Annotated in this window: 19 protein-coding genes and 1 tRNA gene; 11 read left to right on the top strand and 9 right to left on the bottom strand. The window is 56.3% G+C overall.

Annotation, left to right across the window (positions count from 1 at the left end):
• Window positions 1-122: 122 nt before the first annotated feature.
• A complete protein-coding gene (locus AACY09_RS17735; protein WP_339489892.1) occupies window positions 123-1,031 on the top strand; it encodes a 2-hydroxyacid dehydrogenase in 909 nt (302 codons plus the stop codon).
• Between the two features lie 148 nt (window positions 1,032-1,179).
• Here AACY09_RS17735 and AACY09_RS17730 read toward each other — a convergent pair whose 3' ends face one another.
• From AACY09_RS17730 to AACY09_RS17700, 7 genes are all read right to left on the bottom strand, one after another.
• A complete protein-coding gene (locus AACY09_RS17730) occupies window positions 1,180-3,420 on the bottom strand; it encodes a xanthine dehydrogenase family protein molybdopterin-binding subunit (protein ID WP_339489890.1) in 2,241 nt (746 codons plus the stop codon).
• Window positions 3,417-4,412: an FAD binding domain-containing protein gene (locus AACY09_RS17725; protein WP_339489888.1), complete on the bottom strand. Its 996-nt coding sequence runs from the start codon at window positions 4,410-4,412 to the stop codon at window positions 3,417-3,419. The genes AACY09_RS17730 and AACY09_RS17725 overlap by 4 nt, the downstream gene beginning before the upstream one ends.
• Window positions 4,412-5,083 carry a (2Fe-2S)-binding protein gene (locus AACY09_RS17720; protein WP_339489886.1) on the bottom strand — a complete coding sequence of 224 codons (672 nt, stop codon included), beginning with the start codon at window positions 5,081-5,083 and terminating at the stop codon, window positions 4,412-4,414. Before AACY09_RS17720 ends, AACY09_RS17725 begins: the two co-directional genes overlap by 1 nt.
• 537 nt (window positions 5,084-5,620) lie before the next feature.
• Window positions 5,621-6,427 carry a phosphatase PAP2 family protein gene (locus AACY09_RS17715; protein WP_339489882.1) on the bottom strand — a complete coding sequence of 269 codons (807 nt, stop codon included), beginning with the start codon at window positions 6,425-6,427 and terminating at the stop codon, window positions 5,621-5,623.
• 130 nt (window positions 6,428-6,557) lie between these two features.
• A complete protein-coding gene (locus AACY09_RS17710; protein ID WP_339489879.1) occupies window positions 6,558-7,781 on the bottom strand; it encodes a cytochrome c in 1,224 nt (407 codons plus the stop codon).
• Complete coding sequence (locus AACY09_RS17705; protein WP_339489877.1) at window positions 7,778-9,541, bottom strand: GMC family oxidoreductase; 1,764 nt, start codon at window positions 9,539-9,541, stop codon at window positions 7,778-7,780. Before AACY09_RS17705 ends, AACY09_RS17710 begins: the two co-directional genes overlap by 4 nt.
• Before the next feature lie 5 nt (window positions 9,542-9,546).
• The gene (locus tag AACY09_RS17700; protein WP_339489875.1) at window positions 9,547-10,293 is read right to left on the bottom strand and encodes a gluconate 2-dehydrogenase subunit 3 family protein; all 747 of its coding nucleotides are present in this window, start codon (window positions 10,291-10,293) and stop codon (window positions 9,547-9,549) included.
• Window positions 10,294-10,879: 586 nt separating this feature from the next.
• On the opposite strand from AACY09_RS17700, the gene AACY09_RS17695 reads away from it, so the two are divergent.
• Both AACY09_RS17695 and AACY09_RS17690 read left to right on the top strand, forming a co-directional pair.
• Entirely contained in the window at window positions 10,880-11,209 is a 330-nt protein-coding gene (locus tag AACY09_RS17695; protein WP_339489873.1) for a transcriptional regulator, read from the top strand.
• The gene (locus AACY09_RS17690; protein WP_339489872.1) at window positions 11,209-12,519 is read left to right on the top strand and encodes a HipA domain-containing protein; all 1,311 of its coding nucleotides are present in this window, start codon (window positions 11,209-11,211) and stop codon (window positions 12,517-12,519) included. Before AACY09_RS17695 ends, AACY09_RS17690 begins: the two co-directional genes overlap by 1 nt.
• Before the next feature lie 128 nt (window positions 12,520-12,647).
• On the opposite strand, the gene AACY09_RS17685 is transcribed toward AACY09_RS17690, so the two are convergent.
• Window positions 12,648-12,724, bottom strand: a tRNA-Arg gene (locus tag AACY09_RS17685).
• 356 nt (window positions 12,725-13,080) lie between these two features.
• Between AACY09_RS17685 and gabD the strand changes: the two genes are divergently transcribed.
• Window positions 13,081-14,529, top strand: a complete 1,449-nt coding sequence (gene gabD, locus AACY09_RS17680) for an NADP-dependent succinate-semialdehyde dehydrogenase (protein WP_339489870.1) — start codon at window positions 13,081-13,083, stop codon at window positions 14,527-14,529.
• Between the two features lie 209 nt (window positions 14,530-14,738).
• Window positions 14,739-16,019: a 4-aminobutyrate--2-oxoglutarate transaminase gene (gene gabT, locus AACY09_RS17675; RefSeq protein WP_339489869.1), complete on the top strand. Its 1,281-nt coding sequence runs from the start codon at window positions 14,739-14,741 to the stop codon at window positions 16,017-16,019.
• A 342-nt stretch (window positions 16,020-16,361) separates the two neighbouring features.
• Here the strand turns inward: gabT and AACY09_RS17670 are convergent, their stop codons facing one another.
• Window positions 16,362-16,778 carry a hypothetical protein gene (locus AACY09_RS17670; RefSeq protein ID WP_339489867.1) on the bottom strand — a complete coding sequence of 139 codons (417 nt, stop codon included), beginning with the start codon at window positions 16,776-16,778 and terminating at the stop codon, window positions 16,362-16,364.
• 153 nt (window positions 16,779-16,931) lie between these two features.
• Between AACY09_RS17670 and arsS the strand changes: the two genes are divergently transcribed.
• Genes arsS through AACY09_RS17640 form a run of 6 tightly spaced genes read left to right on the top strand, consistent with a single transcriptional unit; the run spans window position 16,932 to window position 23,681 of the window.
• The gene (arsS, locus tag AACY09_RS17665) at window positions 16,932-17,900 is read left to right on the top strand and encodes an arsenosugar biosynthesis radical SAM (seleno)protein ArsS (RefSeq protein ID WP_339489982.1); all 969 of its coding nucleotides are present in this window, start codon (window positions 16,932-16,934) and stop codon (window positions 17,898-17,900) included.
• 10 nt (window positions 17,901-17,910) lie between these two features.
• On the top strand, window positions 17,911-19,323 hold the full coding sequence (locus AACY09_RS17660) for a sodium:solute symporter (RefSeq protein ID WP_339489865.1): 1,413 nt from the start codon (window positions 17,911-17,913) through the stop codon (window positions 19,321-19,323).
• Window positions 19,320-19,838, top strand: coding sequence for a redoxin domain-containing protein (locus AACY09_RS17655; protein ID WP_339489864.1), 519 nt, complete (start codon window positions 19,320-19,322; stop codon window positions 19,836-19,838). The genes AACY09_RS17660 and AACY09_RS17655 overlap by 4 nt, the downstream gene beginning before the upstream one ends.
• A complete protein-coding gene (locus AACY09_RS17650) occupies window positions 19,838-20,800 on the top strand; it encodes a hypothetical protein (RefSeq protein ID WP_339489862.1) in 963 nt (320 codons plus the stop codon). Before AACY09_RS17655 ends, AACY09_RS17650 begins: the two co-directional genes overlap by 1 nt.
• A complete protein-coding gene (locus AACY09_RS17645) occupies window positions 20,800-22,941 on the top strand; it encodes an FAD-dependent oxidoreductase (protein ID WP_339489860.1) in 2,142 nt (713 codons plus the stop codon). Before AACY09_RS17650 ends, AACY09_RS17645 begins: the two co-directional genes overlap by 1 nt.
• The gene (locus AACY09_RS17640) at window positions 22,938-23,681 is read left to right on the top strand and encodes a DUF3047 domain-containing protein (protein ID WP_339489858.1); all 744 of its coding nucleotides are present in this window, start codon (window positions 22,938-22,940) and stop codon (window positions 23,679-23,681) included. Before AACY09_RS17645 ends, AACY09_RS17640 begins: the two co-directional genes overlap by 4 nt.
• Window positions 23,682-23,690: the final 9 nt, after the last annotated feature.

The raw sequence follows: 23,690 nt of genomic DNA, 5'->3' as shown, positions 1-23,690 counted from the left end.
CGCCGCTAACCAGAATAATGCGCGAGGCCGGTCGCTAAATAGTACGGGCACCGCGCCCTGCACAGGCTATAGCGTGGACCCAGGGCGCGTCATCTCACTGGCTGTACCGATAAGGAGCTGCAATGAAGGCTGATTTACTGATGCTTGTGCCGCTGTTAGCGGAGTATGAAGAACGACTGGCTACCCACTTTAATCTGGTGAGAGCCCATAGCCGGGCTGAGCAACAGGCATTGCTAACCGATAATCCACAGCGCTTTACCGTGCTGGTCACCAACGGTGGAGAGGGGGTAGATCGGCAATTAATGGCCGGGCTGCCTGATTTGAAGTTGATTGCGGTCAACGGCGTTGGCGTCGACAAAATCGATAAAGCGCACGCCAGTGCCAGAGGCATTCGCATTGCCACCACTGATAACATTCTCACCGATGCGGTGGCGGATCAGGCTGTGGCGCTGTTATTGGCTCTGTTGCGTCAGGTGTGCGAAGCGGATCGTTTTGTCCGAGACGGCCTCTGGCTTAAGGGCGGCTTTTCGCCCCTGGGCACAAGTTTGCGGGGACAGCGGGTCGGCATTCTCGGTTTGGGCAAAATCGGCAGCGCTATCGCTGAGCGTTTGCAACCCTTTGGTGTGACCCTGGCTTATCACAACCGACGGCCAGTCACCGATTGCCCCTACACCTACCATGACGACTTGGTGGCGTTGGCGCAGTCCAGCGATATCCTTATTGTCGCTGCCGCCGGCGGGCCAGCCTCACAGCACCTTGTTGATGAGCCGGTATTGGATGCACTCGGGCCGCTGGGGGTCATTGTCAACGTGGCTCGCGGCAATGTTATCAATGAGACTCAGTTGGTGGCGCGCTTGGTGGACGGGCGATTGGCGGGTGCTGCATTGGATGTCTTCGAGCATGAGCCTAAGGTGCCTGAAGCGCTTTTTTCACTGCGCAATGTTGTATTGCAGCCGCACAGTGGCAGCGCCACGCTACAAACCCGCCGCGCGATGGCCGAATGCGTGGTGCAGGCTGTGTTGAGTTTATGAGCGAGAAGTTGTGTCGGACAGTCTTATGGTTTCTCAGCCAGAGCGCGGTTTCAGCAAACTAACCGTACCAACTAGACGTTCGATACACGCTATTTTATCCACAAAACGAAGATGCCCCATTAAGGCATCTTCGCTGTGGCTTTCGGCATCAGGAAGTGACAATGCCCTTCTGCTTTTCATCACTCATCAACTTATCAAGGCTGATGGGTAGGTCGCGTACTCGTTTTCCGGTGGCGTGATAGACGGCGTTAGCCACTGCTGCAGCTAGCCCGGTTATGCCGATCTCACCAATGCCGCGAGCACCAAACTCATTGAGGTTGTAGTCGGGATAATCGAGCAAAATCACATCGATATCTGGCTGGTCGGCATGCACCGGCACCATATATTCGGCGTAATTATTGTTCACTGGCATGGCATCGCGCTCGTCGAAATCTGTCGCTTCAAACAGGGCCATGCCGATGCCCATGACAATAGCGCCCTCAACCTGATTGCTGGCGGTCTTGGCGTTGATCACCTTGCCTACGTCAATGGCGCTGACCACCCGTGACACCCGCAGTCTTGAGATACCCGGGTCCCAGCGTACTTCGACGAAGTGCGCGCCGAACGAGCTGAACGCATGCTTTTCGGAATCTGCCATGCCGGTGTGGCCTTCGCCGTCGGCGCTGGCAAGTTTCAAGCCCTTGAGTACATCGGCAAATGCAATGCTTTTGTCACCACCTTCAAGCTTGCCGTTACTGACCCTGATCTCATCGGGTTTGGCATCGGCAAGCCCACCTTCCTCAGATGCGGCAAAGCCTTTGAGCTGCTTCAGCGCTGCACGGGTGGCCTCGGCCACTGCGGGTAATACGCTGGCAGTCACCCAGGAACCGCCCGAAACTGGGCCGGGCGGGAACGACGAATCGCCTAAATTTACAGCGATTTTTTCTATCGGCAAGCCGGTGAGTTCGCTCACGCATTGGGCTATCACCGTGTACGTGCCTGTACCTATGTCTTGTGCGCCACAAAACGCTTCAGCGCTGCCATCGGCTTTCAGCGAAACGCGTGCCTTAGACGGAGTGCGTAGCGCATCCCAGTTGCACTGAGCCATGCCGTAGCCGATAACTTCATGGCCTTCACGCATGCTGCCGATTTCAGGCGTACGCTTGGCCCAGCCAAAACGCTCTGCGCCCTGGCTCAGCGCATCGCGGAGGTGGTTGCTCGACCATGGCAGTTTTTCTTCCTCGTTTTGCTCGGCCCAATTGAGTTGGCGAAAGGCGAGTGGGTCCATCTGGCATTTTTCAGCTAATTCATCAATTGCCGACTCCAAAGCAAACAAGCCCGGTGCCGCGCCAGGTGCGCGCATCGACGTCGGCGCCCCCCGGTTGACCTTGACGGTGGCGTGGTTGGTTTCGACATTGGCACATGAGTAAAGACTTGCGCTCATTCCGGCGCAGTTTTCCACGTACTCATCGCCGGTCCCTCTGGTGTTCAGTGATTCGTGCCGCAGTGACACCAGCTTGCCTTTGGCATCGGCCGCCAGGCGCATACGCTGCTGGGTTTCCGGGCGATGGCCGACGGTGGTGAACATTTGCGCTCGAGGCACAACCAGCTGTACGGGGCGGCCCACCACCTTGGCAGCGGCGCAGGCAGCCACGGAGTGGGGCCACACCCATAGCTTGCCGCCAAAGCCGGAGCCAATGAACGGCGCCCTGACTTCGACACGTTCGGTGGGCAAGCCAAAAATCTGAGCAAGGGTATTGCGGTGTACAACCACGGACTGTGTGGCTTCATATACCACCAGTTTGTCGCTTTCCCACAGCGCGACTGTGGCGTGCATTTCCATCGGGTTGTGGGTTTCAACAGGCGTGGTGTAAGTCGCGTCCAGTTTCTGTACGCCCTGCTCGAAAGCCCCTGCCGGATCGCCACGTTTATGGCCTTGGCCCGTGTCGGCGGGTTTGCCTTGTGCCAAGCCTTGCTTCAGATTGGCCATGGTGGCGCCACCGGTGTAACTGACCTTCACCTTATAAGCCGCCTCGCGAGCGTGTTCGAAGGTGTCTGCAATAACCAGCGCAACGAACTGCCCAGCATACCGAATGATCTGGTCCTCGAACGGCAAACGATTTTCGTCAATGCGTGAGGATGTCAGTATTTTTTCAACGGAGAATTGCTCTGGCGGCACGTGGAACAGTTGCGGAAAGTTGCCATGGTGGAGAATGTCGATCACGCCCACAGCGCTTTTTGCCGCTGCTATATCCAACGCTTCGATCGAGCCGCTCGCCAAGGTGCTGTAGACGCCGTAAGCGAAGACCATGTCTTGCGGGTGTTGGTCGGCGGAATACATGGCCGCCCCGGTCACTTTTAAGCGACCGTCAACGCGCCGTGGCGCGGTGCCTATGATTGAGTCGCTCATGCCAAAGCTCCTTTACCAAGCGTGGAGAGGTTGCGCACTATGGCCTGTTGTCCGAGAGGGATCTTGTAGGCGTTATGCGAGTAAGGCATCGCGCCCTGCAGGGCCATTGCGGCGGCTTTGGTGAAGTTCTCCGGAGTGGCCTTGGCGCCGCTTAATGCGCGTTCAGCTTCAAGGGCACGCCAAGGTTTGGTGCCGAGCCCGCCCATGGCGATACGCGCCTCACGGATAGTTTCGCCATCCATCACCAGGATGACCGCACTGGATGCCAAGGCGAACTGATAAGAGGCGCGATCACGCAGCTTCAAATAGGCTGATTTATTATTCGCCAGCGGTGCGTCCAAGGTGACATGAGTGATTAATTCGTCAGGCTCGAGCGCGTGTTCTTTCCACGGAGTGTTTCCCGGTAGCAGGTGGAAGTCCAAGAAGTCGATCTCACGCTTGCCGGAGGGCCCTTGCACTTCGACGCGAGCGCCAATGGCTGCCATGGCCACGCACATATCTGAAGGGTGACTGGCAATGCATTGATCGCTGGTGCCCAAGACCGCGTGCACGCTGCGGTTATGACCTTCAATGGCTGCGCAACCTGAACCGGGGTCGCGTTTATTGCAGGCAGAAACGCCATCACGAAAATAGTTGCAGCGCACTCGCTGCATCACATTGCCGGCGGTCGTCGCCTTGTTGCGCAATTGGGTGGTTGCCCCGGAAAGCAGCGCCTCAGATAACAACGCGTAGTCGTTCTTGATGCGCGGATCATTGGCCAATTGGGTATTGGTGACCATGGCGCCAATTCGAGTCCGGCCATCACTCAACGTCTCGATCTGGTCAAGCGCCAGACTGTGTACGTCCACCATTTGGTCGGGCTGCATAACGTCTAGCTTGACCAAGTCCAGTAGCGTGGTGCCTCCTGCAAGGAAGGCGGCGGCTGGCTTCTTCGAGTGGCTGGTAATTGCCTGCTCGACGCTGGTTGCACGGGTGTATTCCAAGGTTCTCATTAGCGGGCTCCTTGGGTTTTTTCACGGGCATCCTGAACAGCTGCCAGAATGTTTTTATAAGCGCCACAGCGGCAAATATTGCCACTCATGGCTTCACGTACGCTGGCATCATCGGTGCCGATGTTGGGGTCTTTAATGATTGCCGCCGCGGTCATCATTTGCCCCGAGGTGCAGTACCCACATTGAAAGGCGTCGTGGTCCCAAAAGGCTTGTTGAACAGGGTGCAATTGGCCGTTTTGCTCAAGCCCCTCGATGGTGGTGATTTCATCGTCGGTATGCATGGCTGCCAGGGACAAGCAACTGTTCACCGGCTGACCGTTGACGTGCAAGGTGCAGGCTCCGCATTGGCCGTGGTCACAGCCTTTTTTGGTGCCAGTCAGTTGTAAGCGGTCGCGCAGCACGTCAAGCAATACCGCATTGCCCGGCACGTTAAGCGTATGTTTCTGACCATTCACATTCAGACTGATGCGCTGCTCGCCTTTACCCAGCGGCTTCTGGCTGTCATCGATGGGTGCCTCAAGCTGCGCAGCTTGAGCCCACATCGGGGCTGTCGCCGCAGCCATACCTGAAATGCCGATAGTGCGCAGAAAGTTGCGCCGTGAGGGTGTCGTCAATTCTGTGAACAGTTGGCCGGGGCTGCCTGAGGGTCGTTTTTCAGTCGGATCAGTCATCGCTTCGGTCCTCATCGGTATTTAGGTTTTAAATCACGCTGTGGCTTTGCCTACGCGGTTCGTCAGTTCAGGCTTGATAGAGCCCTTTGTGCGCCGCGTTTTTTTCTGTCCTAGCTGGGGTTCATGCAGGTCAACTCGGTGAGCTGCAAGCTTGTTGACCATAGGCTTAACACCCGTGCAGGCACATGGCGCCAGCTGCAGTGCGCCCCATCAATGGATGCCGGGCTCGAGGGTTTCACCTGCATCGTCGGGATAATCAGCGAGCCAAATGGGCTGCACATTTATATAGGAGCCCAGATGCGGGCGAGTGTTCAGACTTTAAATCACTGGACACGGGGCGACTTCGCGGAGGCGTGGGATAAGTTGCGAGTGGGCACAGGCTGCTCGAGCCCAAGCTCTCGGGCAGATTCCAATAACTGAACTGCCAGAGGTAGCGTGCCTGCCCCATGCAAAAGGTGCGCTGTTAACTGGCCAACGCAAAAGCGGCTGACTGAAGCGAAACCACTTTAGGGATCAGTCAGGTTGGGTAAGGAGTGCTCACCTGGTGTCCGGTTCAATCAAACTCATTCGGTTGATCACCGGTACTCTACCGAGCAGGCCGAAAACCGGCGCGGTCGCTTTCAGCCACAAATTGCAAGCCACAGCAGCATAGGGTGTGTAATAACCCCAGCCCAGGGCGAGCAACGCGATCATCATGCCGCCGATGTAGTCGTCCTGTCCCCAATGGGCGCCCGCGACCAAGCGCGGTAACATGCACAGCAGTGCCAGCCCCCAAATAAGCACACGCTGAAGCAGCGTGCTGCTAAATGCCGACATAAACATGGCCCAAATAAGCAGCACTGAAGCGTGGTCGCCGGGAAAGCTCTGGCTGGAGCGGTCCTTTAGTTCCCAGCTTTTTTCCAGCGTAGGGAAAATGTCGCTTAAACGCACCGCACCATCGAGCACCATGGATGGGCTGTCATGTTGCAAGTTGGAGTGGTCAAGCCATTTGGAAAACAGCGTGCGGATAATCAACAGCAGAATCAGAATTGAAACAAAGCCGAATATTGCCGCTCGCACCTGCACAGCCTTGAACACCCAGTCACCTTTGATCAGTAGCGCCAACAGGATTAAACCGACCACTGCATCGAAAGGTCGCAGACTGGCAACCGTCCAGATATCCAGCCAGAGCACACTTTGCTCCAGCGGACGATTGAGCAGATGAAAGAACCAAGTATCAAACTGGTTGAACAGAGCATGGCCGGTCGGCCACATCCAGATTCCCAGAAGCCCCAGTGCGATAAAGTTGCACAGTAGCAGCCGGCTAAGGTTCCACTTGGCATGGAAGAGGGTGGGATTGGCCATAAAAAGCTCCTTGTACATGGCAACTGCGCCACTTCCTTGGGCGCGAAAACCTGAGCTTTATAGCCACTTGCCCGGGATTTGTCATCTGGTTTGAGCCATGGCCCCATTGCGAGGCCAAGGCTCAACGCACTTACTCGGCCAAATCCGCGCGTAAGCTTTTCACGTCAGAGCTCGATACCGCAGGTGCTGCGTTGCCCCAGGTATTGCGGATGTAGGTCAGTACGTCAGCGATATTTTCATCGCTTAGATTCCAGGCGAACGATGGCATTGCCGGCGCTGTCGGCGTGGCATCGGTTGCGCCTGCACGGTTACCGGCCAACACCACATGGATCAACGACGTGGCATCGCTGCTGTTAACCAGTGGTGCACCGGCGAGTTTTGGGAACAGGTGAGTGATGCCTTCCCCTGAGCCAATGTGGCATGCCGCACAGCGATCCGCATACACCGCCTTGCCGGCTACCATTGCGGCCGAGTCTGCCGCTAACGGCTTGGCAGAACTCGTGGGCTGTTCTTCGCCCTTGAGGTACACGGCAACCGCCATCAGGTCTTCATCGCTCCAGTGCTGGGAGGATTTTTCAATCTCTTCAGCCATCGGTCCTGAGGCGATATCGAAACGATTGGCCCCGGTTTTCAAGTATTGAATGAGTTCCTCATTGGTCCACTTGCCAATACCGGTATGGGCATTGGCGGTTATATCTGGCGCAACCCAGCCTTGCAGATTGGCGCCGGCGAGAAACTCATCGTTTTTGTCACCGCCAATCAGGTTCTTCGGCGTGTGGCACGTGCCGCAGTGCCCCAGCCCTTCAACAATATAAGCGCCACGGTTCCATTGCTCAGACTTGTTCGGGTGCGCTTTAAACTCACCCTGCGTGAAATTCAGCAGGTTCCAGCCAATCAAGCTGGTGCGCACATTGAACGGGAAGGGCAACTGGTTGCTCTCGACCGGGTGATTAACCGGCTGCAACGTCTGTAAATACGCCCAGATCGCTTGGTTGTCGGCCTGGCTGACCTTGGTGTAAGCGGTAAATGGCATTGCACCGTAAAGCCGTTTGCCGCCACGTGCATGGCCTGCGGACATGGTGTTCTGGAAGTCTTCGAAATTCCAGCGGCCAATGCCTGTTTCTGGGTCCGGGGTGATGTTGGCACCCAGCAATGTGCCGAACGGGGTTTCGATCGGCACGCCACCGGCAAACGGCTGTTTGCCCGCTACCGTGTGGCAGGCGGCGCAGTCGCCGACTGTGGCCAGATAGCGGCCTTTTTCCACCATGTTGTAAGAGTCAGCGCCGCTTGCTGCATGCGCTGCATTGAGGCTCAGACCAATTAGACCGAAGCACAGCGAGAGAGATATTTTCATACGCTGATCATCTCCCCCGGACGCTGTAGATACAGTCGGCGAATCGCATCCGCCGCCTTGAAGGCCAAGGCACCCACGGTGCCGGTGGGGTTATAGCCGGGGTTCTGCGGGAACGCGGATGAGCCGACTACGAACAAGTTCGGTACGCCCCACACTTGCAGATGCTTGTTGACCGAGCTGTTCTTCGGGTCTGCACCCATGATGAAACCACCAACGATATGCGATGACTGGTAAGTGAGATTGCCCCACGGCCCTTTACGGGGCGCTGCAACGATCTCTCGTGGGTTCATTGATTTCGCAATTTCGGCGACTTTGTTGGTGCAGTACTGCGCCATTCTCAGGTCGTTTTCCGGAAAATCGAACGTAATACGAAGCAGTGGTCGACCATGGGGGTCGTTGTAGTTAGGGTCGAGCGACAAGTAGTTGGTGCGCTTCGAGTAACTGGTGGCTTCACAGCCGATAGACATGGTGCTGAGATAGTTGTCGACCGTGGCCTTTTTCCATTTCGAGCCCCACCTAGGCGTGCCCGGTGGCACCGGACGTGAGTCGATCGGTGCGGCGCCTACCGGCGTTACGCGGGTGCTGCCGCCGCCGACAAAGCCCAAGCCGGAGTGGTCGAAATTGTCGTTGTTGAACTCATCGATGCCCATGCCAATAGCACCGCCACCAATGAATGGGTTGAAGTTCTTGTCATCGAAATACATCTTTACGCTGTTGGCGGTCTGGTACGCATAGTTGCGGCCCGTGGTGCCGGTATTGCTGATCGGGTTGTAGGGTTCACCCACACCGGAGAGCAACATCAGGCGCACGTTTTCGAAGATAAACGCGGCCACTACAACGATTTCCGCCGGTTGCTCCCACTCAACACCGTTGGCGTCGACATAGGTGATCCCGGTTGCGCGCTTGCCGGTGCTGTCCATATTGACTTTAAGCACTTCGGAGTTGGTCTTGGCGGTGAAGTTGGGCTTGCGCATCAAAGCCGGCATCACGCTGACAATGGCGCTGGCTTTGGAGTAGTTACCGCAGCCGTAGTTGGTGCAGAAACCACAGAAGGTACAAGGCCCCATGGTGACGCCAAGCTGGTTGGTATAGGCCTGTGATGCCAGCGAGGACGGCACCGGGAATGGCTTGTAGCCGAGGTTGCGCGCCGCGTCTGCGAACAGGGTGGGAGCGAAGGTTTGTTCGGTTGGCGGGTTGGGGTATTCGTTGGCACGGGCGCCTTCAAATGGGTTTCCGCCCTCGACGATGGTGCCTTTGATGTTGCCGGCCTTACCGGAAACGCCAGCCAAGCGCTCGAACGAATCGTAGTGGGGCTCCATCTCTTCCCAGGTGGTGCCCCAATCCTGCAGGGTCAACTCCTCGGGAAGTTCTTTGCCATAGCGCTCAGTTAAATGACTGTGCAGGCGGAATTCGCTGGGTTGGAAGCGAAAGGTAATCCCGGCCCAGTGATTGCCTGCGCCGCCGACACCGTTACCCGGGTGGAACGAGCCCCATGTGCGCATCGGCAGAGCGGTTTCTGCTGAACTGTTGCGCATCGTACAGGTGTTTTGTTTGGTGCGAAGCATCAGTTCCTGGCGGCGGCTGTAACGCAATTCGTCAGTCGCTGAGGCCAAGTTAAAGTCGCTGGCGGTGTCGCGCCAAGGGCCACGTTCGAAGCCAATAACATTGAGACCGGTTTCAGCCAATTGGTTGGCGATGATCGAGCCGGCCCAACCCAGGCCAACCACCACGACATCGGTGGCAGGTAATTTTTTAGCCATGTTGTTTAACCCTTCCTGTTCCATGCGGAGCTACCGATGATCGAAATCGGCGTGAGGTTCAGCTTCTGGTTATGCATCGCGATGTAGTCGCGGTAGTCATAACGGGCGCCGGGAAACCCGATCATTTTCCACGAGACCATGTCGCGATTGCCGCCGTAGATGGGGTCCGCGAAGAAGCCTTCCATGGTGTTATCCAACACCTGCTGGAAGAACAATTTGGCATCGATACCTTCAAGCTCAACCGTGCCGTGTTCCAGATCGGTCAGCATCTTGTCACGCTGCTCTGCTGGCAGTGCGCTGAAGGGTTTTTGGAACTGCGCCTGGCAGTACTTACTCAGCCCGGCGATGCCTAAGCGATAACGCTCTCGAGGCACCAAGGGCGACTGGTCAGCTTGCGGTTCCGTGCCGGGGGTGAAGGGGCCTTGCATATATAAACGGGAAAAATCGCCGTATTCACCGGCCAGTTGGCGGTCAATAAACACCGCGCAGCCCGCCTCTTTGCCGCTGACGCTGAGGTCATCAGCCGGGATCAATTGCTCGACAATCGCCTCGATCTCCTGGGCCTCTTCAGCGGTAAAAAACTGCCAGCCGGGCGTGTCGTAGTGCATCGGTCCGTTGTGGTCGAAGGGTAACCATTTGGGTGTTCCGGTCAGAGTAGCGGCTTGTGCGGTCGCGGCGGCGCCTGCGGCCAAGGTGGTTACTGATGAAACCAGCAACTGGCGGCGTGTCAGGCCTTTGGGTTTTTCAGTCATGCGGGACTCCTGGCGGGGTATACGCCTCAGGGGTATGCGCTTAGCACTCTGCCTAGCGTGTTTTGCGCGCCAGGCAGTTAGCATTTTGGCGCTCGTTACCAACGGTAAATTCGAGCGATGGGAGAGGTACGGTTTAATAGAGTTGGCTCTGACGGCCACTATGCAGCGCAACAAATGTCGGACAGATGTGCTAATCGTTAGCTAGCTACCTTTTATATAATAGCTAGGTTACAAAATGTTTCAACCTTTAAAGTCGCGAGATTGAGGCTTCGGCGCAAGAAAACTGAGATTGGGAAGGACAAATCGAAGCCGGGGCGCAAGCTCACGTACCAATGCTTCCAGTGATGTAGGCCGGTGGTTTTGTCCGCGCAGTCATGAGGTTTTTTCGCAGGCGTCTATCATTCCTTTCTAAAAACCTACGTTCGTGCGGATTATCAGCATCAGGCCTTGTATATCTACTAAATCCTTACGTTCGTGAGGAATTATTGAAAGTCATCGTCTTGATGTATAAAATCCGCACAATCATGTGGATTTTTGCTTTCCTTGCAATATGACGTGAGCAGCCTGCGTGGTCAGAGGTTTTCAAATGAAAATAGATATCGAATCCCCTGAGCAAGTTGGGGCGGTCATACGAGCGAGCCGCAAGGCTATGCAAATGCGCCAAGACGATGCGGCTGGCATCATTGGCGTGTCCGAGAACTTTCTGGGAAAGGTCGAGCGCGGCGGGGAAACGGTGCAGTGGGGGAAGCTGTTTCAGGTATTGCAGGAACTCGGTCTGACCGTAACGATTGAGGTGCCCGAACCTTTCGCCGATGACACCGGAAAATTGCTCATGGATGCGGTGGATAAGAGGCTGGCCAAACAAAACAAGGCGGCCGCCTCCGAGACATCTTCAGCCTCGAGCAAGGTGAAATAATGGAACGGTCGCTCAATGTCTGGATCAACCAGACCCGAGTAGGCGTCCTGCGCGAGCGCAACGGCCTATGGGCCTTCTGTTACAGCGAACAGTGGTTGGTCGATCCTGTAGCGCATCCATTGTGCCCGCTGCTGCCGTTGCAGGCCGCGGAGCACGTCGATGGCGCTACTACTCGCCCGGTGCAGTGGTACTTCGACAATCTGCTGCCCGAAGAGACCCAGCGGCAACTGATTGCCAACGTTGCGGGTGCGGCGATCGAGGATGCTTTCGCCTTGCTGGAACATTTCGGCGCCGAATCAGCGGGCTCGCTCATCTTACTGCCACCAGGTGAAGCACCTGAGCCCGGGAGCACACAATTGCTGCCCAATGCCGAACTCTCTAGGCGCATTTTGGTGATGCCGAAGATCCCCCTGGCCGAGCAAGCGGCAAAGAAAATGTCCCTAGCGGGGGCTCAACACAAGGTGGCGATCATCTTCAAAGATGACCAGTTGCTTGAACCTAAAGGCAGCGAGCCATCGACCCACATACTTAAGCCTGACCACCCTGGCGATGCATGGCCGCATACCGTCATCAACGAATGGTTCGTGATGAAGTTGGCTCAACGGGTTGGATTGCCTGTACCAAGGGTGCACCGCTTGTATGTACCGGAGCCGGTTTACCTGATTGAGCGGTTTGACCGCGTCCAACGAGAGGATGGCTGGGAGCGAATTCACTGTATTGACGCATGCCAATTGAATGGGCTGTCCAGAGAGTTCAAATACAGCGCTGGCAGCATGGAGCGCATTGCAGGCCTGGCAAAACAGTGCCGTCCAGCAGCGCTGGCTAGGTTTCACCTTTTCCAGTGGCTGATCTTCAACGTCTTGGTCGGCAATGAGGATGCGCACCTGAAAAACCTCAGTTTCTTGATGTCTGCCAAGAGCGTGCATCTGTCGCCCTTTTACGATTTGCTGTGCACTGCCGTATATGGGACACAGGCGTATGACCGAGATCGGTGGCCACAGCAAGCTGAGATGGCTTGGCCAATTAATGGTACTTACCGGCTTCAAGAGATAACTGCGCAGCTACTCGTTTGCGCTGGCCAAACCATGGGAATCAAGGCTGCAACCGCACGGGACAACATCCGCAAGCTTGTAGACAGCGTCCGGATAGAAGCGCCGAAGCTATTGGATGAAGTGATTCATCAGAATGAAGAGCTGCTGCATGATCGGCCGGAGCTTGGGGCCACGCTGGGGGGCGAGGTGCGCCTATTGAGGAGCATTAATTCCATCGTCATTGACGAGATGACGACGCAGATCCATCGCGGGTTATAAGGCGGCATAGAGAGTAAAGGGGCAGATCTATTTACATCAGATGGCCAGGGCCGCAGATTCAGCGATGCTTACGCCAATCACAAAAAAGCCCCGCCTGACGATTCAGTGCGGGGCTTTTCGTCGATATTTGGCGCACCAGGCGGGATTCGAACCCACGACCCCTGCCTTCGGAGGGCAGTACTCTATCCAGCTGAGCTACTGGTGCGTTGCGGGCGCAATCATACGCATCTAGCTCGCGGTCGTCCATTGCCTTGGTTTGTTCGTGATTCTGCACAAATTCTGAGCGCTGAGTAGTAGTTTATCGATTAAGGGATAATTTTTTGCCTAAATCGTTAATTTTTTCGAACAGACTATTGCCCTTTACCCCTCACAACCCTAGGATTCGTTTGAGATTTCAAACGCAGGCCCTGAATCTAACCGGAACTCGACAGCATCACGTCGTTCGAAACCTATTAGATGCCGGGGCCATGCTTTATCACCGCGGCCATTCGACCGTTTTGGGCACACGCCCCGGCTCCCATAACAACCCTCCGGTTTCGCGCCGGTATGAAGGAGACTGCCATGCAATTGCAAGACTCTAAGCTATTTCGTCAGCAGGCTTATATCGATGGTGCTTGGTTGGACGCGGATAGCGGCCAGACCATTAAGGTGACTAACCCTGCGACCGGCGAGACCTTGGGCACTGTGCCAAAAATGGGCGCAACCGAAACCCGCCGAGCGATTGAAGCTGCCGAGAAAGCATTGCCAGCTTGGCGCGCACTCACCGCCAAAGAACGGGCTAACAAGCTTCGTCGTTGGTTTGAGCTGTTGATTGAGAACCAAGACGACCTGGGTCGCTTGATGACGCTAGAGCAGGGCAAGCCACTGGCCGAAGCCAAAGGTGAGATTGCCTATGCAGCCTCCTTTATTGAATGGTTCGCTGAGGAAGCCAAGCGTGTTTATGGCGACGTAATTCCTGGCCATCAGCCGGACAAGCGCCTGATCGTAATCAAACAGCCTATTGGTGTGACTGCGGCTATTACCCCGTGGAACTTCCCGGCAGCGATGATTACCCGTAAAGCGGGCCCAGCGCTGGCTGCAGGCTGCACCATGGTGATCAAACCGGCTTCGCAAACGCCGTTTTCGGCATTGGCGCTGGTGGAATTAGCTGAGCGTGCGGGTATTCCAAAAGGCGTGCTAAGCGTTGTTACCGGCAGCGCTGGCGATATCGGCGGCGAGCTGACCAGCAACCCAATCGTGCGCAAGCTGTCGTTCACTGGCTCGACTGAAATCGGTCGTCAGCTGATGGCTGAGTGCGCGAAAGACATCAAAAAGGTTTCGCTGGAACTGGGTGGCAACGCGCCGTTTATCGTATTTGATGACGCCGACCTCGATGCTGCAGTTGAGGGCGCGATCGTTTCCAAGTACCGCAATAACGGCCAGACCTGTGTCTGCGCCAACCGTTTATATGTGCAAGACAGTGTTTACGACGCCTTCGCTGACAAGCTCAAGGCTGCAGTTGCCAAGCTGAATATTGGTGACGGCCTGACTGAAGGCACGACCACTGGCCCGTTGATCGACGATAAAGCCGTGGCCAAGGTCAAAGAGCACATCGAAGATGCGGTCAGCAAAGGCGCCAAGGTGCTGACTGGCGGTAAACCGCACAGCAAAGGCGGCACTTTCTTTGAGCCGACCATTCTGGTTGATGTGCCGCTCAACGCTGCTGTCGCTAAAGAGGAGACCTTTGGCCCGCTGGCGCCGCTGTTCCGCTTTAAAGATGAAGCTGAAGTGATCGCCATGTCCAACGACACTGAGTTTGGTTTGGCGTCCTACTTCTATGCCCGCGATATGAGCCGCGTGTTCCGCGTTGCTGAAGCGCTGGAATACGGCATGGTTGGCGTTAACACCGGTTTGATCTCGAATGAAGTGGCGCCTTTCGGCGGCATCAAGGCTTCTGGTCTGGGACGTGAAGGCTCCAAGTACGGTATTGAAGACTATCTGGAAATCAAATACCTGTGCCTGAGCGTTTAACCCTCTGACGCGCTGCTTGATAGCGCGGGTGGTGGCTGAAGGATTAACTGGCAAGAGTCAGCCGGATCGTTCAGCCATTCACTGTTTACATATTTAACCACCCTGTAACCGGGGAGGGCGCAGCAGTCGATCATCGTATGCTGTTGCGTTTGCCACCGGTTGCGCAGTCCTTGAACCACGCCGCGCGATGAGCGGCGAATGAGGAAGACATGAGCAAGACAAACGAATCATTGATGCAACGCCGTACCGCCGCTGTTCCACGTGGTGTTGGCCAGATCCATCCGATTTTCGCTGAAAAAGCTGAAAACGCGACGGTGACGGATGTTGAAGGACGCGAGTTCATCGACTTCGCTGGCGGTATTGCGGTGTTGAACACCGGCCATTTGCATCCGAAAATCGTCGCCGCTGTGCAAGAGCAACTGACCAAGCTTTCGCACACCTGCTTCCAGGTATTGGCTTACGAGCCGTATGTTGAAGTGTGCGAAAAGATTAACGCCAAGGTGCCAGGTGATTTCGACAAGAAAACTCTGCTGGTTACCACCGGTTCTGAAGCGGTAGAAAACGCGGTAAAAATCGCCCGTGCTGCAACCGGTCGTGCAGGTGTTATCGCCTTCACGGGCGGCTACCACGGCCGTACCATGATGACGTTGGGATTGACTGGCAAGGTCGCACCTTACTCGGCTGGCATGGGCCTGATGCCGGGCGGTGTTTTCCGTGCGCAATACCCGTGTGAAATGCATGGAGTGAGCACTGATGATGCGATTGCCAGCATTGAACGCATCTTCAAGAACGACGCTGAGCCAGCAGACATTGCCGCGATCATCATCGAGCCGGTGCAAGGCGAGGGTGGTTTCTATGTGGCGCCGAAAGACTTTATGAAGCGTCTGCGTGCGTTGTGCGACCAGCATGGCATTCTGTTGATCGCTGATGAAGTGCAAACCGGCGCTGGCCGCACTGGTACGTTCTTCGCCATGGAGCAAATGGGCGTTGCCCCTGACCTGACCACTTTCGCCAAGTCGATTGCTGGCGGTTTCCCATTGGCGGGCGTGTGCGGCAAAGCCGAATACATGGACGCTATCGCTCCGGGCGGTCTGGGCGGCACCTATGCCGGTAGCCCGATTGCTTGCGCAGCTGCTTTGGCAGTTATGGAAGTGTTTGAAGAAGAGAACCTGCTGGACCGCAGCAAAGCCGTTGGCGAGCGCCTGGTGACTGGCCTCAAAGCCATTCAGGCCAAGCATAAAACCGTCGGTGATGTGCGTGCTCTGGGTTCGATGATCGCGGTTGAGCTGTTCGAAGAGGGCGATCACCATAAGCCCGCCGCCGCTCTGGTTGGCCAAGTGGTTGCCAAAGCCCGCGACAAAGGTTTGATCCTGCTGTCGTGCGGTACTTACGGCAACGTGTTGCGCGTGCTGGTGCCCTTGACTGCAGAGGATGAGCTGCTGGATAAAGGCCTGGCGATTATCGCTGAGTGTTTTGACGAGCTGGCATAAGCCTTCGCCCTAAAAAAGACCCGCTTCGGCGGGTTTTTTTTGTCCAGCTATGCGGCGGATGATGCATTCCCATCCACCATTTTCACAGACACATTCGATTATCCGTTACCCCATGGTGGACAAGCTGCGCGTTGTCACACCCTACGGAAAACCAGCATCAACGCCCCAGCCAAGGGTGGATGACGCTTTTTTATCCACCATTTTCACAGACACATTCGACTATCCGTTACCCCATGGTGGACAAGCTTCGCGTTGTCACACCCTACGGAAAACCACCATCAACGCCCAAGCGGTAGGGTGGATGACGCCTTTTTCATCCACCATTGCTCAGCGTATGAGGTCTCAGCGGCTGATAAAGGTTTTCGCAAAGACCAGCGTGCCCACGCCCCATGCGGCATTGACCAAGAAGCCGATGATAAAGCGCCCCGGCAACTGCGCCATATTGAAGCCCATTCCCTTAAGTGGGAAAACCACCAGCAGAGCGACTAACGTTAAAGCAATGCCACCAAATAGCAGGCCCTTGATCCATGGCTGGGGCTGGCGTGCGTCCCAGCGCAATACGCTGAGCATTATGATCGCCCAGATCCCGCCCCAGAAAGAGGCCGAAACTAACGCCGGAACGCCCAGAGGTAAGGTTGCGGCCATGTTAAACGGCGCAAACGGCACCACGCCGGTGGCGTGCAGCAACCCAAGAATGGGTTGGTGGAAAAAAGGCACAGCAAGAAAACCGGCGAGGAAGAACAGGACAATGCGCAGCATGGGCGTCTCCTAAGGTAGCTTGATTAACCAGTGCGGACTTTGTACAAGCTTTGTATAACAATACAGTAAGTTAAAAGCCTGTGTTGGCTGTAACAAAGGCTCGGCAAACAGCTCTATATCCCATACTTTTCATTGGAGCCCCCTGTGCACGCGATGTTACCGCTCCTCGACCGCTTGGCCTTTCCCGCACTAACCCGCGGGGCGCTTGAGGCGTTGCAGGTCAATCTCACCTATTTGTGCAACCAGCGTTGCCTGCATTGCCACGTCAATGCGGGGCCGACGCGCACTGAGTCGATGACCGACGAAAGCCTTGCGCTGTTACATCAGGTGATTGACGCACACCCGGTGCACACGCTTGATCTGACCGGTGGCGCGCCGGAAATGCACCCGCGCTTTCGTGAAATCGTACGGCACGCGCGGCGTGAAGGTTTACGGGTTATTGATCGCTGCAACCTGACAATTTTGAGCGAGCCGGGTTACGAGGATCTCGCCCAGTTTCTGGCTGAACAGCAGGTTGAAATCAGCGCATCGATGCCCTGTTATTCCCGTGACAATGTGGATAAGCAGCGTGGCGATGGGGTATTCGATGCCAGCATCATCGGTCTGCAAAAGCTCAATGCGCTGGGTTACGGCAAGGAAGGCAGCGGCTTGATCCTGAACCTGGTGTTCAACCCGCAAGGCGCAAGTTTACCGCCACCCCAACAAGCTCTTGAGGCGGACTATAAGCGTCACTTGATTGAGGACTTCGGGATTGTCTTCAATCACTTGCTGACCATCACCAACCAGCCGATTGCCCGCTTTGGCAGCACCTTGGTGAGTAAAGGCCAATTCAACAATTATATGCAGCTGCTGCGTGACAGTTACCGCGCGGAAAACGTGGAAGGCTTGATGTGCCGTTCGCTGGTTAGTGTCGACTGGCAGGGCTATTTGTATGACTGTGACTTCAATCAGATGCTTGATTTGCCCCTGGAGCTGCGAGGTCAGGTCATCAGCCGTCAGCGGCCGCACTTGAGCGATCTGCTAAACGCGACGCTGGCTGGCAACAGCATCGTAACCCGTGACCATTGCTTTGCGTGCACGGCTGGACAAGGGTCCAGTTGCGGCGGCGCGCTCAATTCCTAAGGAATAACCTATGCAACCCAACACTGCTCTTGGGCTGTTTTTTTGGGGGTTTCTGGTGCTGTACGGCGTGCTGATGGTGATGCTCTCGCCACGCGCCGTGACCATCGGTGGCTTTTTTCACGGTGAAGATAATCAAGGCCGCAGTGCTGCTCCCTGGCTACTGACGTCCAGCATATTTATCAGCTGGATCTTTGCCAAATCGGTGACCAATGCCGCGAATCTGGGTGCCAGCTATGGCCTGATTGGCGGCTTGGCCTACGCCACCTACTGGCTGGCGATTCCATTGACCGGCTTTGTGATCTATCGGCTGCGGCGCAAATTCGCAGCAACGGGTTTGGTCAGCTTTCTCAGCAGCCATTACGGTCGTGGTGCTGCGCTGGCATTTACGGCGGCGATTTTAATCCGGTTGTTCAACGAGGTCTGGAGTAATACCGCAGTGGTTGGCGGTTATTACGGTGATTCCGGCAGCGCCGGATTTATCACCGCTGCCTTGCTGTTTACTGCAGTCACTCTGGCTTACAGCCTACGCGGCGGGCTGCGCAGCTCGATTCTGACCGATGCAGCACAAGCCGCCATCTTTGTGGTGGCCTTGGTGTGGGTGCTGGGTTTGGTATTGCCGCAGCACTCTGCTGCGCAGCTCGCCAGTACCAGTCATTGGGCCTTTAGTGGCGGGGTGGATTTACTGCTGGTGGCTGGCCTGCAAGCCTTCAGCTACGGCTTTCATGACCCGGTACTGACCGATCGCGGTTTTATCAGCGAAGAAAAAACCATGCGCCGCTCGTTTGTAATCGCTGGCGTATTGGGCTTTGTCGCGATTCTCGCTTTCAGCCTGATTGGCGTTCACGCACAACTCACGGGGATGGCGGCATCAAGCAATGTACCGGCCGATTTGGCCAAGTCGATGGGCGTTGCAGCGTTGATGGTCATGACCGTGGTGATGGTTTCAGCTGCGGGTTCAACACTGGATTCAACCTTTTCCAGTCTGGCCAAACTGGCCGGGCGCGAACTGCCGCACCTGGCCGGGCGTGATTTAGGCCAGAAAGCGATTGGCGTGGGCATGGCCGTGATGGTGGTGTTCGCCCTGCTTGGTAACCTGCCAATGCTGGCGGGCACAGACATTCTCAAGGCCACCACCATCAGCGGCACCATGGTGATTGGTCTGGCGCCGGTGTTTATTCTCCACGGTATCTTCCGGCCGACACGTCTGGGTTTTCATCTGAGCTTCTGGTGCGGATTGTTGTTAGGTCTCGCCTTGAGTCTTGATTGGATACCGCAAAGCTGGGCGATCGGCGACGGCAGTTATGCGTTGCTGCTGGGCACCAATTTATATGGGCTGATTCTCTGCACGCTGGGCTATGTATTGCCCGGCTTTATCTGCGGTCCTGCCGATCCTTCATCCTCTTCTGTAAGGAAGCAAATGTGAGCCAGTTGATCCCACGCCAAGCGGTGCCTGCACTGTCTGTCCCTCTGATGCCTGAAGGCCAGTGGACCTTGAATGCCAATGCGCCCAAGAACTTCACCCTGCTGGTGTTTTATCGCGGTATGCATTGCCCGCTGTGTCGTAAATCGTTGCAAGAGCTCAATGGCCTGGTCGAGCGTTTTGCCGCGCTGGGTGTTGAGGTGATTGCCCTGTCGAGCGACAGCCAGGAGCGCGCACAGAAGACCCAGGCCAGCTGGACAATCGCCAATGTGCCGCTGGGCTACGGTGTCTCGATCGAAGCGGCGCGCGAATGGGGTTTATTCGTTTCCGCTGGCCGGCCTGATTCACAAGAGCCAGCGATATTTGCCGAACCTGGGGTGTTCTTGGTTCGTCCAGATGGCAGCTTGTATATGTCCTCGGTTAATACCATGCCGTTTGCGCGCCCGCATTTTGATGAGTTGTTGGGTGCGGTGGAGTACGTGATCAACAATAACTACCCGGCGCGCGGCGAAGCTTGATGCGCGCAGGTCGCGATTGCCCATTGGATTACCGTTTACCGGCCGAGGCGTTTACTGCGCAACCGCTGTTCGGCTGCGAGACCTTGTATGTGGTCGGTGGTTTATACGGCAATCGTCAGGCCCTGGCAGCGCTGCAGCGTCGGGTTGAATCCGAGCCGGGTGTGCGGGTCATCTGCAACGGTGACGCCCATTGGTTTGATTGCGACCCGCAGCTTTTTTTGCAAGTTGAGCAAGGTCTGAGTGCTTACACCTTGCTGCGCGGGAATGTCGAAACCGAACTCGGGCGCACCCTTGATAGCGGTGCTGGGTGCGGTTGTGCTTACCCGATGTCGGTTGATGACAGCCTGGTTGAACGTTCGAACGCCATGCAGTACCAGTTGAATCAAACCGTGCAAGCCTTACCCGGCATGGCTGAGCAATTGGCGGCGCGGCCAGCGACTGCTGTGGTTGAGGTAGGCGGGCGGCGCGTGGCGATCAGTCATGGCGATGAGCAGTCGCTGGCGGGGTGGCAATGCTCGCGTGAAGCATTAAGCGAGCCTGCGCGACAGCAAGTGTTGGATCAATGGCTGCTGCACAATCACTGCGAAGTATTGGCCACCAGTCACAGTTGCACGGCCGTTGCACTGAATTTGCAGCACGGCGCTGTGATCAATAACGGCGCGGCGGGCATGCCGAACTTTAGTGGCGGTCGTTATGGTGTGATCACGCGTATCGCTACCACGCCCCATGCGGCAGCGCTTTATCGCGCCGAGCGCAACGGTTTGTATATCGAAGCCCTGGCGCTGAATTACGACCATGCACAATTTCTCAATGACTTCGATCGTCAGTGGCCACCCGCTAGTCCGGCGGCCCTGTCGTATCGCTCACGTATCTTAGGGCAGGCACTGCTACCGGTGTCCAGCGCTCTCCTGACGGGCTTCAGCTTGTGTCAGAGCCTATGCGCTATGGAGGCGCTTACATAATGAATACCCGCAAAATCCTGTTGATGGGCGTGATCCTTGCGCTACTCGGTAGCTTCTTTGTCTTCGACTTGGGCCAATACCTGAGTCTGGATGCGCTCAAGGCGCAGCAAGCATCACTTAATGCCCAAGTTTCTGCGCAGCCGTTGTTGGCGGCTGGGGTTTTCTTTCTTATTTATGTCGCCGTGACCGCATTGTCGCTCCCCGGCGCCGCGCTGATGACCTTGCTTGGGGGGGCGCTATTCGGCTTGGGCGAAGGCTTTTTGCTGGTGTCCTTCGCCTCCGCCATGGGTGCCACGCTGGCCATGCTCAGCAGCCGTTTCCTGCTGCGTGACTGGGTGCAAAAGCGCTTTGGCAAACGCTTGGCGAGTATTGATCAAGGGGTTGAGCGAGAAGGCGCGTTTTACTTGTTCGCCTTGCGACTGGTGCCGTTATTCCCGTTCTTCCTGATCAACCTGGCAATGGGCCTGACGCGCCTGCCCGTGCGCACCTTTTGGTGGGTCAGTCAGCTAGGCATGTTGCCGGGCACGCTGGTGTATGTGAATGCCGGCCGTGAACTGGGCCAGCTTGAGTCACTGCGCGGCATCCTCTCGCCGGGGCTGATTGGGGCATTTGTGCTGCTGGGTATCTTCCCGATCATTGCCCGCAAGTTGCTGGGGCTGATTCAGGCCCGACGTATTTACAAAAACTGGATTCGCCCGGATTCGTTTGACCGCAACTTGGTGGTGGTTGGTGCCGGGTCTGGCGGTTTGGTCAGTGCTTACATTGCGGCCGCAGTTAAGGCCAAGGTCAGCTTGATTGAAAAGCACAAGATGGGCGGTGATTGCCTTAATACCGGCTGCGTGCCGTCGAAGGCCTTATTGCGCTCGGCGAAGTTTGTCAGTGAACTGAAAAAAGCCGATGCACTGGGTTTCCGCGCAGCCCATGCTGAAATTGATTTTCCAGCGGTGATGGAGCGTATACAGCGGGTTATCAGTGATATCGAACCGCACGATTCAGTTGAGCGCTACACCGGTTTGGGGGTCGAGGTAATCACCGGTGAGGCGAAAATCACATCGCCATGGACCGTCGAGGTCAATGGTCAGACATTAAGCGCGCGCAGCATGATTATTGCCGCGGGCGCACGGCCCCTGGTGCCCAATATCCCGGGCATTGATCAGGTGCAGATGTACACCTCCGACACCATTTGGAACTTGCGTCAGCAACCCCGTTGGATACTGGTGTTGGGTGGCGGGCCCATTGGTTGTGAGCTGGCGCAGGCATTTCAGCGCTTGGGCAGCCAAGTGATTCAGGTTGAACTGGCTGACCGTTTGTTGCCCCGTGAAGATGCCGATGCCAGCGAGCAGGTCTTCAATAGCTTGAGCAATGATGGCGTTGATGTGCGCTTGTTGCATAAAGCCGAGCGTTTCGAAATGGTCGACGGCGAGCAGCGTATGGTCGCTCGGCGTATGGACACCGGTGAGGAAGTCACCATCGCCTTCGATTGCCTGCTGATGGCGTTGGGTCGGGTGGCGAATGTCAGCGGTTACGGCGCTGAAGAGCTTGATCTGACGGTGCGTAAAAACGGCACGCTGGAAACCGATGAATACCTCGCCACGCGCTTCCCGAATATTTACGCGGTGGGCGATGTAACCGGGCCTTATCAGTTCACCCATGTGGCGGCGCATCAGGCTTGGTATGCGGCGGTCAATTCGCTGTTTAGCGGCTTTAAGCGCTTCAAGGTGGATTATCGGGTGATTCCGTATTGCACCTTTACCTCGCCTGAGGTCGCCCGGGTTGGGTTGTCTGAGACTGAGGCGAAGGCTCAGGAGGTTGAGTATGAAGTCACCCGTTACCAGATCGACGATCTGGACCGGGCGATTGCCGATGAAGCGGCCCACGGCTTTGTCAAAGTCCTCACGGTACCCGGCAAAGACCGCATTCTAGGTGTGAGCATCGTCGGCGAACATGCCGGTGAGTTGCTTGCCGAATATGTACTGGCGATGAAGCACAACTTGGGGCTGAACAAAATTCTCGGCACCACCCACAGCTACCCAACAATGGCGGAGGCGAACAAGTATGCCGCTGGAGAGTGGAAGCGTGCGCATGCGCCGCAAGGCTTGTTGCGCTGGGTCGAGAAATTTCATGACTGGCGGCGCGGATGAAACGCCGCTCAAGCGCTTTATTGATTGCCTGTGCATTGGCGCAGGCAAGTCTAGCCTGTGCCGCGCAAAGCCAGACCGATACTGCGTTGCAAGCATGGACAGCCGGCCCGCCGGCGGGCGAGTGGTCAGCGCCTTGGCGTTTAGCTGACATCCCTAAACTCAAACCCTCGATCCGCACGCTGGAAACCCAGGACGGTCGTCAGGTGTTGCATATCAAGGCTGACGCGGCGGCCGGTGGCCTGTTGCATCCGCTTGATCTTGCCGGTGACAAACCCTGGGTATTGCGCTGGCAGTGGCGCACCGAAAAACGCTTGAACGAGGCGGCATTCTCCACCCGTGATGGCGATGATTACGCCGCACGAGTCTATGTGCTGCTGGACTATCCATTGGATGACTTACCTTTTCTGACCCGGCAGAAAATCCGCTTGGCGCGCACTTTTTATGACCCTGACCTGCCTGCAGCGACCTTAAGTTATGTGTGGGACAACAAGGCCGCGCCCGGCACTCACGCGCGCAGCGCCTATACCGATCAAGTTGAGATGAAGGTACTGCGCGGTCCAGAGGCGCCACTGGCTAAGTGGCTGGACGAGAAGCGCGATCTTCGCGCGGATGCAATTGCCGCCTTCGGCAGCGCCCCGCAACGTATTATCGGCGTGGTGTTTGCTGCGGATAGCGATAACACCGGTGAGTCGGCGGACAGTTATTTTGCTTCGCCGACCTTAACCCTTGAGTCGAACTAAGACACAGCG

The organism is Pseudomonas sp. EL_65y_Pfl2_R95 (genome assembly GCF_963971045.1).
Taxonomy (GTDB): Bacteria; Pseudomonadota; Gammaproteobacteria; order Pseudomonadales; family Pseudomonadaceae; genus Aquipseudomonas.
This window is presented reverse-complemented; position numbering and strand designations above follow the sequence as displayed.